This window comes from Streptococcus symci (assembly GCF_006385165.1).
Taxonomy (GTDB): Bacteria; Bacillota; Bacilli; order Lactobacillales; family Streptococcaceae; genus Streptococcus; species Streptococcus symci.
Genome location: NZ_VFJA01000001.1, coordinates 462,061 through 476,123 on the forward strand (window position 1 = coordinate 462,061; position 14,063 = coordinate 476,123).

Here is a 14,063-nt window from a genome sequence, read left to right on the forward strand (position 1 = left end):
TCGGAATTTTCCAATGATTTGACCGGAAATATGGATATAGAAAAAACGCCAGCTCATGTGAGAATGACGTTTTTCAGAGGCTTATTTTGCCAATCCTTCAGCAATCTTATCAAGATTGTATTTCATCATGTTGTAGTAGCTGTCGCCTTCTTTACCTTGTTCTGCGATAGAGTCAGTAAAGATTTGAGCGTAGATTGGGATGTTTGTGTCTTGTGAAACAGTCTTCATTGGACGGTCATCCACGCTTGATTCTACAAAGAGTGAAGGAGTTTTTGTTTGGCGAAGTTTTTCAACCAAGGTCTTGATTTGGTCAGGTGTTCCTTCTTCTTCAGTATTGATTTCCCAGATGTAGGCACTTGGGACACCGTAGGCTTTAGAGAAGTATTTGAAGCATCCTTCGCTGGTTACGATCAATTTCTTCTCAGCAGGGATGTTGTTAAATTTCTCCTTAGCTTCCTTGTCAAGTTTGTCTAGCTTATCAGTATATTCTTTGAGATTTTTTTCGTAGAATTCCTTGTTGCTAGGGTCTTTAGCGCTCAATTGTTTTGCGATATTTTTAGCAAAAATCATCCCATTTTCAAGGTTAAGCCAAGCGTGTGGGTCTTCTTTGCCTTTTTCGTTTTGACCTTCAAGATAGATAACATCAACGCCTTCGCTGACTGCAAAGTAGTCTTTGTTTTCAGTTTTCTTGGCATTTTCTATCAATTTTGTAAACCAAGCATTGCCACCATTTTCAAGGTTGATACCGTTGTAGAAAATCAAATCAGCTTGAGATGTTTTCTTAACGTCTTCAGGAAGTGGTTCGTATTCGTGTGGGTCTTGACCAACAGGAACGATACTGTGAAGATCAATCTTGTCACCAGCAATATTTTTAGTAATATCAGCGATGATTGAGTTTGTAGCAACAACTTTTAGTTTTTGACCAGAAGCTGCATCTTTTTTTCCGCTAGCACATGCTACGAGAACAATGGCGGAAAGAAAAAGAACCAACAATGTACCTAATTTTTTCATTAGATCCTCCAATTTATTGGGGCTTTACCCCTTATTTTAACAAATGTTTATTTTTTAGTTTCAAATATCGTTGTTTTGGAGCGATAAAGAAGCTAATGAGAAAGAAACTAGCGGCTGTAAGCACGATACTAGAACCTGCAGCAACGTTAAAGCTATAGCCGATAAAGAGTCCCAAAACTGAAGCTGTAGCTCCAAAGGTTGAGGAAAGAAAAATCATGCTTTTCAGGCTATTAGCATAAAGATAAGCAGTTGCAGCTGGGGTAATCAGCATGGCTACAATCAGGATAGTTCCGACACTTTGCATGGCTGTCACAGACACGAGAGTCAGGAGTACCATGAGAAGGTAGTGATAGAAATTGACAGGCATTCCCATGGCTTTGGCCAAGAGTTCATCAAAGGAAGTTATCAAGAGTTGCTTGAAGAAAATCCAGATTAACAAGAGAATGACTGCCCCAACACCCATAGTAATAAACATATCCGTATCTTGGACGGCTAGGATATTACCAAAAAGGATATGGAAAAGGTCAGTTGAACTTTTAGCGACACTAATCAAGATGATACCGAGGGCTAAGAAAGAAGAAAAGGTAATGCCGATGGCGGTATCGCTTTTGATAATCGAGTTTCCCTTGATGTAGGTAATGATGATGGCAGCTAGCAATCCAAAGACAATGGCTCCGATAAAGAAGTCAAGGCCCAAGATGAAGGAGAGGGCTACACCTGGCAAGACAGCATGTGAAATGGCATCTCCCATGAGTGACATCCCGCGTAGGATGATGAAACATCCCACAGCTCCAGCTACGACCCCGACGACAATAGCTGTTATCAAGGCATTTTGTAGGAAATGGAATTTTTGCAATCCATCGATAAATTCTGCAATCATAGGTCACCTCCATTGAAAAAGAGTCGATTACCGTAAGCTTCTTTGAGATTGGCTTCGGTAAAGGTTTCTTTGGTTGGACCAAAGGCAATCACTTCTCGATTGACAAGCAAGACTTGATCGAAGTAGTGGGGAACCTTGCTGAGATCGTGGTGGACGATGAGAACCGTCTTCCCAGCTTTTTTCAGATCTCTCAGCGTATTCATGATGATTTCCTCACTGACAGAGTCAATCCCAACAAAGGGTTCATCCAAGAGGATATAATCGGCTTCCTGAACCAAACATCTGGCAATCAAGACCCGCTGGAATTGACCTCCAGACAGTTGACTGATTTGACGTTCAGCGTAGTCAGCTAGGCCGACGATTTCAAGGGCTTCTTGCACTTTCTTCCAATGTTTAGCGTTTAAACTGCGAAAGAGAGGGATAGAGGGAAAGAGTCCTAACGAGACGCATTCCTTGACCTTGATGGGAAAGTTGTAGTCGATATTGATTTTTTGTTCGACATAGGCAATTCGGTGTAAGGATTTTTTAACTTCCTTGTCATCGAGAAATGCCTGACCTTGATGTGGGATAATTCCCAGCATACCTTTTAATAATGTTGATTTTCCAGCACCGTTTGGACCAATGATACCGGTAATTGTTGGTCCTTGGAGCACTAGTGAAATATCCTTAAGTGCCAATGTTTCTTTGTAGGAGACACTGAGGTTTTCGATACGTATCATACAGTTGTATTCCTCCTGCCTCTTAATATACCTTAAAAAAAAAATTAAGTCAAGTTAATTTTTGAAAAATTTAAAATAATAACTGAAAAATGATGGAAAAGGAAAGTCCATTTTTAATTGCATTCCCAAGCAATTTTTGTTAAGCTAGCAATAACTTAAAAAAATGAAAGCGAGAACAAGATGACGCGTTATCAAGATGATTTTTATGATGCAATCAATGGAGAATGGCAACAGACAGCTGAAATCCCAGCAGATAAGTCTCAAACAGGAGGTTTTGTTGATTTAGACCAGGAAATTGAAGACTTGATGCTGGCGACAACAGACAAGTGGTTGTCAGGAGAAGAGGTGCCTGAGGATGCTATCTTGGAAAACTTTGTCAAATACCACCGCCTAGTTCGTGATTTTGATAAGAGAGAAGCTGACGGTATCACACCTGTCTTACCACTCCTTAAAGAATTCCAAGAGTTGGAGACTTTTGCGGATTTTACAGCTAGACTAGCAGAGTTTGAACTTGCAGGAAAACCTAACTTCCTTCCTTTTGGTGTATCGCCAGACTTTATGGATGCAAGAATCAATGTTCTATGGGCCAGTGCTCCAAGCACGATCCTGCCAGATACGACCTACTATGCAGAAGACCATCCTCAGCGCGAAGAGCTCTTGACTCTTTGGAAAGAAAGCAGCGCAAATCTTCTCAAGGCTTATGATTTCTCTGATGCAGAAATTGAAGACTTGCTAGAGAAAAGACTTGAATTGGATCGCCGAATTGCAGCAGTGGTGCTTTCTAATGAAGAAAGTTCAGAGTATGCTAAACTTTACCATCCATATGATTACGAAGATTTCAAGAAATTTGCGCCTGCCCTACCTTTGGATGACTTCTTCCAAGCCGTTCTTGGACAAGTACCAGACAAGGTTATCGTAGACGAGGAACGTTTCTGGCAAGCAGCAGACCAATTCTATAGTGAAGAGGCTTGGCCTCTCCTCAAGGCAACCTTAATTTTAAGTGTTGTCAATCTCTCAACCAGCTATTTAACAGAAGAAATTCGTGTCTTGTCAGGTGCCTATAGCCGTGCGCTTTCAGGAGTTCCAGAAGCCAAAGACAAGGTCAAGGCAGCCTACCAGCTAGCACAAGGTCCTTTCAAACAAGCCTTGGGTCTCTGGTATGCCCATGAAAAATTCTCTCCAGAGGCCAAGGCAGATGTGGAGAAAAAAGTGGCAACCATGATTGATGTCTATAAGGAACGCTTGGCTAAAAATGACTGGCTAACTCCTGAAACTCGTGATAAGGCCATCGTCAAACTCAATGTCATCAAGCCTTATATCGGTTACCCAGAAGAATTGCCAGAACGCTATAAGGACAAGGTAGTGGATGAGACTGCTAGTCTTTTTGACAATGCTCTGGCATTTGCGCGTGTGGAAATCAAACACAGTTGGAGCAAGTGGAATCAGCCTGTAGACTACAAGGAGTGGGGCATGCCTGCTCATATGGTCAATGCCTACTACAATCCACAGAAGAACCTAATTGTCTTCCCGGCGGCTATTTTACAAGCACCTTTCTATGACTTGCATCAGTCATCTTCTGCTAACTACGGTGGTATTGGAGCAGTTATTGCCCATGAAATTTCCCACGCCTTTGATACTAACGGAGCTTCCTTTGATGAAAATGGTAGCCTCAAGGACTGGTGGACAGAGAGCGACTATGCTGCCTTCAAGGAGAAAACACAAAAAGTTATTGACCAATTTGATGGACAAGATTCTTATGGGGCAACCATCAACGGTAAATTGACTGTATCAGAAAACGTGGCTGACTTGGGAGGAATCGCTGCAGCGCTTGAAGCAGCCAAGAGAGAACCAGACTTCTCAGCAGAAGAATTTTTCTACAACTTCGGTCGCATTTGGCGCATGAAAGGTCGTCCAGAATTTATGAAACTTTTGGCTAGTGTCGATGTGCACGCACCAGCCAAACTCCGTGTCAATGTGCAAGTACCAAACTTCGATGATTTCTTTACAACCTATGATGTCAAAGAAGGAGATGGTATGTGGCGTTCACCAGAAGACCGCGTGATTATTTGGTAATGAATCGAATCTAATACTAAGATCCGTAAATCTATATAGGATGGGTTAGAGAGGTTAATATGAAGAAATTTTTAATGATATTTTCAGTTATTCTTACTATTTTTGTTTTAGCATCTTGTGGTGCAAACAAAAAAGATGAAAAAATAGAACCTTCGGCAACACAATCATCTTCTACCAAAGAGGAACAGAAGGAAAGCTCTACGAAGTCAGAGAGCCAAACTAGTACAAGTTCTTCAATGGCAACGCCGTCAACAACAATGGAAACGAAAAGCGAAACAGGAAAAGATTTGTACAAGGAAGTAATAGAGCGGTACAATCACTATCAGGCACTTTTAAGTAGTGGTGACCGAGAATCCTTGTATGAAAAGTTGAAACAGAACAAGATTTTTTCTGAAGAGTATGGCTATATCTTTACACTAAGCACCTACGATAAACCAGCTAGTCTTCATTATGTGTTTGCTGATTTAAATAAGGATGGTCAGGATGAATTGATTATTGGAGATAAAAAATATATAGGGGCCATTTACTATTTAGAGAGTAAACAACCCAAGTTGCTTCATACAGCTTATGTAGCTTCTGCAGGTGGTTTTCGTTCCAGTTTAGTTATTTATGAAAACGGTCAAGTCAGATATGCAGACTGGCAATCAACACGACCAGAAATGAACTTAAGTCTGTATGCTTTTAATAAAGACGGAGTCCAGAAGATTAAAGAAGGAATCTTTCAAATTGGTAGTGATCAAAAGCCAGAGCAAATCTTAGAGATTTCTTCTAATGAACTTGATTTAGCTAAATTTGAATGGAAAGAATTTGAGCGAGCTAACTAATGTTCGATGAAATTCAATACTAGGCTAGATTCTAAAATCAAAGAATGGAGAATTGAATAGCAATATACAAAAACCAAGGAGAAAAATTCCTTGGTTTTTTGCTTGCTAGAAAAAGGGATTGAAAGTCTTTTCGTGGGCAATAGTAGTAGCTGGACCATGCCCTGGATAGACATCATAGTTTGGTAGAGTGAAGAGTTGGGTCTGGATACTATGAAGGAGTTGCTCCATGCTACCAGTCGGAAGGTCGGTCCGTCCGATGGTTTCTCGAAATAGAGCATCTCCCGTCAAGACTAGGTGAGCATCAGGAAAGACGATAGAAACACCACCGATAGAGTGACCTGGTGTTGGCAAGACAGTGAAACGAAATTCCTCTAGTTGGTATTCTTCATGAAAGACAAAGGTGTGTTCTGCAGGTTTTGCGACCACATCTGCCATATCATCGTGGCGGGGAAGTCCAGAGAGATTATCGACAGGAGTATAGAGCCAGCTGGCTTCACTCTCTGCGATATAGACAGGTGGATTGCCAAAAGTCTCGCGAACCAAGTCCAGACTCATGATATGGTCATAATGGGCGTGGGTCAAGAGAATAGCACAGATAGGTTTGTTGATGTTCTCTATTGTCTGACGAATAGCTTCCCAATGGCTACCAGGGTCGACAACGATGAGGTCCTTTTCGCCTTCCAAATAATAGGTGTTTTCATAGGCAACAGGATTCACAGTTTTATGGATTTTCATACTAGCTCCAATCTCAAAGAATGTACTAAATTAAGTATAGCACAGTTAGGGAAAATAGAGTGAATAGAAAATCCTTCTCTTTTAAAGAAGGTTACTGGTTATCTATTTCATTCTGTCTAAAATAAAGATAGCTATTTTTAGAGTTATGAACTAGCTAGAGTTTTTAATTGACTGGAATTTAAAATAAATCTAATGAGCTGGAGAGTAAATTATTGAAAAAATGGATAATGAATCAAAAAAATTGTATCTTACAGTAGAGACAAGTTTTTGTCTGTGAACAGCAAAATATACATGTAGAGTTAATTTAAATTAATATATTAAAACTACAAAATATAGTATGTAACCTATAACTCTTTGATATATCTAATAAAATAAGTTAAATAGTCAGAAAATTATTGTGTTTTTGGAAAATATTTATTTTAAATTTAGAATAAAAAAATAAGCCATTTTATTTGCCATAGACTAGGAAATATGATATCATAAAGCTGTATGTTGTAGACAATTTTATGATATTGAAAATGACTTCTAACATCTTTTGTTTTCATCTGAGGTTAGCTGTGAGTTTGCGATATCAATAACTTGTAAATCGACATCAAAATAAAAAAGGAGGTTGTGGGTCTAAATGAAAGGCAAGCAACAACAAGATTATAGAGTAGAAAAGTACATCCGTTATGGTATCCGGAAATATAGCTTTGGAGCAGCATCAGTAGCAGTTGCAGCTGGTTTGATGTTCCTTGGAAATGGTGCGGTATCAGCAACGGAAGTTCAAGGTGCAGAAGCATCAGTAGCTGCAACTACTGCCCCAGCAAATCAAGCGGATTCTAATAAAGACAAGGAAGCCGTGAAGCCAGAAACTAAAGTAGAAGAAGCAAAACCTGAAGTTAAAGTACAGGAAGCTAAGAAAGCAAATAAAGCAGCTCTTGAAGCGAATGTTGCTACTTTAGAAATGAAATTAGCATCTGCTAAAAATGCAGATGCGTCTGTAGTAAACTAAGCTAAGGAAGTTTTAGCTACAGCTAAAGCAACACTTTCAAATCCAGAAGCAAGTCAATTGGATGTGAATACTTTAGCTGACAAACTTTCAGCATTGGGTCAAGCCGTAGCTGAATCAGATGCCATGGGTCAACAGAAAAAATTAGAAGCTGAAAAAGTAGCTGCTAAAGCTGAAGCTGAAAAGAAAGCTACTCCAGCAGAAAAATCTCTTTCAGCAGCTCAAACAGCACTTGACAAAGCTTCATCTGAAGCAGAAGTGACTAATAAATTAGCAACTGCTGAACTTTCTAAAAAGGAAGTGAAGGAAGAAAATAAAGCAGCTGTTGAAGCGGCAGTAGCTAAAAACCAAGCAGTTCTTGCGGAAACAAAATCTCTTTTAGCTGAAAAGAGCGTGACCAAAGAGCAAGTGGATGCACAACTTGCACGCCTGAATGAGTCAATCCTTGCAGTATACAATGAGCTGAAAAATGCAGGTATTGGTCGTGATGGTAAGTTTTCAGCAGTCTTAGCAGACATTGCTGATACGGTTACAACTCCACCTCTTTCAGAAGAAGAACAAGCAAATCACTGGAAGAAATACGCAGATAAAAACACAGAACGTCTGACAAAACAAATCAAGTGGTTTGACATTTCAAATCCGAAAGCGACAATTGAAAATCTTGGTGATGGTGGTAAGCTTAAAGTAGGTACTAAGTTTACACAAGAAATCTCTCCAGGATATGTTGTGACTTTGACAGTTACTAAACTAGCACCATTCAACTCAACTGATGAGTACAAAAAACGTGGTGGAGCAGGATACGATGCCAATGCTCAAAACGTATACAAAGACAATACTCCAGCTGAGTTGAAAGTCGTAAACCAAGGTTCATACTCTGTTGCGAAAACAAACGGAATGGATACTAAAGGTAAAACAGTTATCCAATCAGTTAAAGATGGAGCCAACGTCGGGGTGGAATTCTCAGTTAAAGCTACTTTAAATGGGACAGAAGTACCAGCCAACGTTGTATTCTTAACAGGGGAAGAAGCTGGTTCATCCGAAGTTGAAATCTATAAAACAGATGGTGATGGTTTTGAGTTAGTAACTGAGTTATCAAACTCCAATGTACCAGGTAAGGAAACAGCTCGTTCATATATTGGGGAAATCTATGAACGCAGAACAGTGGCTACTGCTGGTCATGGACAAAATCGTGCAGATGGCCAATTAGGTATTTCTTACACGCTTGAAGGAAGTGGTAAACCAGCTTTCGCTCCATTCTTAGCTGACAAAGGTGCAGGATTCTTCAATACAACAGTTACATCAGATACAGTAATTACTGCAACAGCAAAAGATGGAACGATTCATGCGGATGGATTAGGGACACAAGTTTTCGGACCGGTCTCAACTCACCGTGATTCAGGTTTCTCCACTCCATTGGTAATGACTCGTAATGCCAAAAATATTGGTATGTATATTATGTCTAATGGGCAACAAGGATCTATGCTTGGATTTATGGTCCTAGATGAAGGGGATGCTCCAGCTTCATACGGTCGTGTAGCCCACTCTATTTCTAAGTCTGACGGTCAACACCAACCATATCTAGGTTCTGTACCGGCTGACGTTGATGTTCGTACAACTCCAATTAACAAAACAAATGCCTTTGTATACGATGATATCTATGGTATCGGTAATGCTGATGAAGGTGCTCGTCAATTGATGGGTGATGATGTTGCTCCAAATGATAACTATAAGTTGAAAAAAGTTAACGATGGAACTTACTCAATGACCTTCGATGCCCACCTAGACGGAGAAGCTAAAGCTTACGTTAACGGTTGGATTGACTTTAACAACAATGGTAAATTTGATGAAGATGAAGCCGCTGGTGTGACAGAAGTGACTGCTGATGGTAAGGTTACTCTTACTTGGACAAACACAGTTCAAAATGTGGATACCAGTGCAACAAAATTAGCTACACGTCTTCGTATTGCATACGATAAAGCAGATGTCAAGGCTCCTACTGGTATTGCCTACTCAGGTGAAGTAGAAGATTTCCAAATCCAACAAACAATTCCACCACGTGGAACTAAGAGAGAAACAACAGATGTACAAGGTGCAACTCAGAATTCTACTGTTGCCTTTAATGCATATGGTCAAAAGAACTATGATTTTGATAAAGACAATGCAATAGATACAACTGTTAAATCACAAATCGTTAAACCAGATGGTACATTAGTAACAGATGCTGACCTAGTAGATGGATACTATGTAGTACCAGGGCAAGGTAAATACAAGATTACTGATAACGGTGCAAATGTAGATGTAGAATTTATCCCAGAAGCAAACTTTGTAGGTACAGCAGATGGTATTACGATTCGTCGTACAGATATCAATGGTAACACTACTGGTTGGGGTAACGAAGGTCGCCAAATCATCGGTGGTGCAGGTGAAGCTAAAGACCAACTAGAATTAGTCAGTGAACAAGTTCAACTAACTGGCTTAGCTGCTAAAGGTTCTATGGATGGTCGTTACATTCCAACAGTAACTCCAAAAGCAATCGTTGGAACTCCAGAAGAGTCAACTGATATCCAAGGTAAACCACAAACGAAAACACCTAAATTCTCAATCGACGTAGATAAAGATGGAGATGGAACTGCACCAGATGCGGTAACACCAAGTGCTAACTACCCAGCTAAATTGGTAGATCCAGCGACTGGACAACCAACAGATGAAACAACTGTAACTGTAAAAGGTGAAGGAACTTATACAATCGATCCAACAACTGGAGCGGTAACATTTACTCCAGAACCACAATTTACAGGAACTGCTAAAGGTATTGATGTATCATTAACAGCACCAGTAGGTCAAGATAAAAATGGTCAACCTGTAACAGCTACAGCTACTGCAAAATACACTCCAACTGTAACACCTGTTAACCCAACAGCAACTCCAGCTACTTCAACAGGAGTACAAGGTGAAACTCAAACAGGTAAACCAACATTTACAGAAGGAAATACAGAAGTACCTATTAAAGAGGGTTCTGTAAAATTATTAAATCCAGATGGAACAGAAGCAAATGGACCAGTAGATGCTCTAGACCCAAGTGGTAAAAAAGTTGGGGAATACACTGTAGATCCAACAACAGGTGTAGTAACCTTCACACCAACAGACAAATCTTACACAGGACCAGTACAACCAGCTAAAGTTCAAGCTGAAGATAAGAATGGAACAAAAGTTTCTACAACTTACACTCCAAACATCGTAGGAGTAACACCAACAGCAACACCAGCTACAACTGAAGATGTTCAAGGTAAGACTCAAGAAAGTCCAGTTTCATTTGAAGCAGGAAAAACTACAATTGCTGGAGAAGAAAAAACTGTAGAAATCGATCCATCTACTTACACACTTCTAGGTGAAGATGGACAACCAGCTACTGAAGTACCAGCTAAAGATCCAGAAGGAAACGTAATTGGTAAGTACACTCTTAAAACTGTAGATGGAAAAGCTGTTGCAGTATTCGAACCAACAGATAAGACATATTCAGGTGAAGTACAACCAGTACGAGTTCAAGCTAAAGATAAGAATGGTACAGCTGTAGAAACAACTTACACACCGAAGATTACTCCGGTAGTTCCAACAGCAGAACCGGCTACATCAGAAGCTATCCAAGGTGAAACTCAAAAAGGAACTCCAACATTCGCTCCTGGAGACACTATTGCTCCAATCAAAGAGAACTCTTACAAGCTTCTTGATAAAGAAGGAAATGAAGTTCCAGCTGGTCAAACAACTCCAGCATATGCTGAGGACGGAGTAACTCCAGTAGGTACTTACTCAATTGATCCAGCAACAGGTGAAGTAACCTTCACACCAACAGATAAATCTTACACAGGTAATGTTACACCTGCTGATGTTCAAGCAGAGGACGCAAATGGAACAAAAGTTTCTACAACTTATACTCCATCTATCGTACCTGTAACACCAACAGCAGAACCAGCTAAAACTGTAGATGTTCAAGGTGCAACTCAAACAGGCAAACCAGTATTCCAAGGTGGAACAGCTATGGTTAACGGTGAAGAGAAAACTGTTGAAATCGACGATACAGTACCAGCTAAATTGGTAGATCCAAAAACTGGAGAACAAGTTGATTCAGTCACTGTAGAAGGTGAAGGAACATACACAGTAGCTCCAGATGGAACAGTAACATTCAAGCCAGAACCACAATTTACAGGAGTAGCCAAAGGTGTTGAGGTAGTTCGTCAAGATAAGAACGGCACACCAGCTAAAGCTACATACACACCGGAAGTTAAACCAGTAACACCAACAGGAACAGATGCTGTAACTGAAAATATTCAAGGTTCAACTCAAACAGGTAAACCTGAATTCAAGGGTGGAACAGTAACAATCGATGGTAAAGAGAAAACTGTTGAAATCAATGAAGATAAACCAGCTAAATTGGTAGATCCAAAAACAGGAAATCCAGTTGATTCAGTAACTATCGAAGGTGAAGGAACATATACAGTAGCTCCAGATGGAACAGTAACCTTCACACCAGAAAAGAACTTTACAGGTAAAGGAACAGGTGTTACAGTTCAACGCGAAGATAAGAACGGCACACCAGTAACAGCTAAATACACTCCAGTTGTTAAGAAAGCAACACCAACAGGAACAGACGCAGTAACTGAAGATATCCAAGGTTCAACTCAAACAGGTAAACCAACATTTGAAGGTGGAAAAGTTACTGTAAATGGTGAAGAAAAAACTGTTGAAATTGATGAAGATAAACCAGCTAAATTGGTAGACCCGAAAACAGGAGATCCAGTTGATTCAGTAACTATCGAAGGTGAAGGAACATACACAGTAGCTCCAGATGGAACAGTTACATTCACCCCAGAAAAGAACTTCACAGGTAAAGGAACAGGTGTCACAGTTCAACGCGAAGATAAGAACGGCACGCCAGTTAAAGCTACTTACACACCAGTTGTGAAACCAGCAACACCAACAAGTTCAGATGTCATCACTACAAATGTTCAAGGTGCTACTCAAGAAGGAACACCAACATTTAAAGGTGGAAAAGTTACTGTAAATGGTGAAGAAAAAACTGTAGAAATCGACGAAACTGTTAAGCCAACATTCGAAGATGGCACAACTGAGAAGAAAGTACCAGGCGAAGGAACATACACAATCGACGAGAACGGTAAAGTAACCTTCACCCCAGAGAAAACATTCACTGGTCAAGCAACAGGTGTAACTGTTAAACGTGTAGATAAGAACGGCACACCAATCACAGCTAAGTACACCCCTGTAGTCGTTCCAGTAACACCAACTTCAAAAGATTCTGAATCAGAAGGTCCTAAAGGACAACCTCAAGAAGGCACACCAACATTTGAAGGTGGAAAAGTTACAATCAATGGTAAGGAAGTTCCAGTTGAAATCGATGAAACTGTTAAACCAACATTTGACGATGGCACAACTGAGAAGAAAGTACCAGGTGAAGGAACATACACAATCGATGAAAACGGTAAAGTAACCTTCACCCCAGAACCTGACTTCGTAGGTAAAGCAACAGGCGTAACCGTTAAACGTGTAGATAAGAATGGTACACCAGTAACAGCTACTTACACTCCAACAGTTCGTCCTGATACTTCATTCGTTGATAAAGATGGCAACCCACTTTCACCAACAGAAGATGGAACTAAACCAACTAAAGATATCCCAGGATACAAGATTGTTAAAACTGAAGTAGACGAAAAAGGAAATACAAAACACATCTACGAAAAAGTTACGACAACTTATAAAGATAAAGATGGCAATGTAATTCCAGGAACAACTACTGAAGAAGGTACAAATCCTAAGAAAGATATCCCAGGTTACCGCTTCGTAGAAACTAAGAAACTTCCAAACGGTGATACAGAGCACGTTTATGAGAAAGTTAAGACAAGTCACAAGGATAAAGACGGAAATGAAATTCCAAACTATCCAACAGAAGATGGCGAACAACCTAAGAAAGATATCCCAGGTTACCGCTTCGTAGAGACTAAGAAACTTCCAAATGGCGACATCGAACACGTTTATGAGAAAGTTAAGACAAGTCACAAGGATAAAGACGGCAACGAAATTCCAAACTATCCAACAGAAGATGGCGAACAACCTAAGAAAGATATCCCAGGTTACCGCTTCGTAGAGACTAAGAAACTTCCAAATGGCGACATCGAACACGTTTATGAGAAAGTTAAGACATCATTCAAGGATAAAGATGGAAATGAAATTCCAAACTATCCAACAGAAGATGGCGAACAACCTAAGAAAGATATCCCAGGTTACCGCTTCGTAGAGACTAAGAAACTTCCAAATGGCGACATCGAGCACGTCTACGAAAAAGTTAAGACATCATTCAAGGATAAAGAAGGAAACGAGATTCCAGGAAATCCAAGTGAAGATGGCGAGCAACCTAAGAAAGATATTCCAGGCTACCGCTTCGTAGAAACTAAGAAACTTCCAAATGGAGATACAGAGCACGTCTACGAAAAAGTTAAGACATCATTCAAGGATAAAGAAGGAAACGAGATTCCAGGTAATCCAAGTGAAGATGGCGAACAACCTAAGAAAGATATTCCAGGCTACCGCTTCGTAGAAACTAAGAAACTTCCAAATGGCGACACAGTTCATGTTTATGAAAAAATCATTCCTTCTGTGAAACCAGAACCTGCGAAACCATCAAAACCAGCTCCAGCTAAACCGGCTAAGGAATTGCCTAATACTGGTACAGAAGATCACTCAAGCCTAGCAGCTCTTGGACTTCTTGGAGTATTGAGCGGATTTGGTCTTGTGGCACGCAAGAAAAAAGAAGACTAATG

The 14,063-nt window shown here is 40.2% G+C and carries 8 protein-coding genes; 4 read left to right on the top strand and 4 right to left on the bottom strand.

The window, feature by feature from the left end:
- Positions 1-81 precede the first annotated feature (81 nt).
- Genes psaA through FJN11_RS02175 form a run of 3 tightly spaced genes read right to left on the bottom strand, consistent with a single transcriptional unit; the run spans position 82 to position 2,610 of the window.
- On the bottom strand, positions 82-1,011 hold the full coding sequence (psaA, locus tag FJN11_RS02165; RefSeq protein WP_140223943.1) for a metal ABC transporter substrate-binding lipoprotein/adhesin PsaA: 930 nt from the start codon (positions 1,009-1,011) through the stop codon (positions 82-84).
- A gap of 31 nt (positions 1,012-1,042) precedes the next feature.
- Complete coding sequence (locus FJN11_RS02170) at positions 1,043-1,891, bottom strand: metal ABC transporter permease (protein WP_000559787.1); 849 nt, start codon at positions 1,889-1,891, stop codon at positions 1,043-1,045.
- Entirely contained in the window at positions 1,888-2,610 is a 723-nt protein-coding gene (locus tag FJN11_RS02175; protein WP_000619164.1) for a metal ABC transporter ATP-binding protein, read from the bottom strand. Before FJN11_RS02175 ends, FJN11_RS02170 begins: the two co-directional genes overlap by 4 nt.
- 180 nt (positions 2,611-2,790) lie before the next feature.
- Here FJN11_RS02175 and pepO point away from each other — a divergent pair, with 180 nt between their 5' ends.
- Both pepO and FJN11_RS02185 read left to right on the top strand, forming a co-directional pair.
- Positions 2,791-4,683 carry an endopeptidase PepO gene (pepO, locus tag FJN11_RS02180; RefSeq protein WP_140223944.1) on the top strand — a complete coding sequence of 631 codons (1,893 nt, stop codon included), beginning with the start codon at positions 2,791-2,793 and terminating at the stop codon, positions 4,681-4,683.
- A 59-nt stretch (positions 4,684-4,742) separates the two neighbouring features.
- Positions 4,743-5,507, top strand: a complete 765-nt coding sequence (locus FJN11_RS02185; protein ID WP_140223945.1) for a hypothetical protein — start codon at positions 4,743-4,745, stop codon at positions 5,505-5,507.
- 105 nt (positions 5,508-5,612) lie between these two features.
- On the opposite strand, the gene FJN11_RS02190 is transcribed toward FJN11_RS02185, so the two are convergent.
- Positions 5,613-6,242, bottom strand: a complete 630-nt coding sequence (locus FJN11_RS02190; RefSeq protein WP_070479771.1) for an MBL fold metallo-hydrolase — start codon at positions 6,240-6,242, stop codon at positions 5,613-5,615.
- A gap of 622 nt (positions 6,243-6,864) precedes the next feature.
- Between FJN11_RS02190 and FJN11_RS10935 the strand changes: the two genes are divergently transcribed.
- Both FJN11_RS10935 and FJN11_RS02200 read left to right on the top strand, forming a co-directional pair.
- A complete protein-coding gene (locus tag FJN11_RS10935) occupies positions 6,865-7,236 on the top strand; it encodes a YSIRK-type signal peptide-containing protein (RefSeq protein WP_140223946.1) in 372 nt (123 codons plus the stop codon).
- A 63-nt stretch (positions 7,237-7,299) separates the two neighbouring features.
- Positions 7,300-14,061 (top strand): Ig-like domain-containing protein, encoded by a 6,762-nt coding sequence (locus FJN11_RS02200; RefSeq protein WP_342777238.1) that lies wholly within the window; start codon positions 7,300-7,302, stop codon positions 14,059-14,061.
- Positions 14,062-14,063 lie beyond the last annotated feature (2 nt).

What these genes read in the sequence shown, in the direction of transcription:
- FJN11_RS02175 (WP_000619164.1), bottom strand. Translation starts at nt 2,610, where the DNA reads ATGATACGTATCGAAAACCTCAGTGTCTCCTACAAAGAAACATTGGCA.
- pepO (WP_140223944.1), top strand. Translation starts at nt 2,791, where the DNA reads ATGACGCGTTATCAAGATGATTTTTATGATGCAATCAATGGAGAATGG.
- FJN11_RS02185 (WP_140223945.1), top strand. Translation starts at nt 4,743, where the DNA reads ATGAAGAAATTTTTAATGATATTTTCAGTTATTCTTACTATTTTTGTT.
- FJN11_RS10935 (WP_140223946.1), top strand. Translation starts at nt 6,865, where the DNA reads ATGAAAGGCAAGCAACAACAAGATTATAGAGTAGAAAAGTACATCCGT.
- psaA (WP_140223943.1), bottom strand. Translation starts at nt 1,011, where the DNA reads ATGAAAAAATTAGGTACATTGTTGGTTCTTTTTCTTTCCGCCATTGTT.
- FJN11_RS02190 (WP_070479771.1), bottom strand. Translation starts at nt 6,242, where the DNA reads ATGAAAATCCATAAAACTGTGAATCCTGTTGCCTATGAAAACACCTAT.
- FJN11_RS02170 (WP_000559787.1), bottom strand. Translation starts at nt 1,891, where the DNA reads ATGATTGCAGAATTTATCGATGGATTGCAAAAATTCCATTTCCTACAA.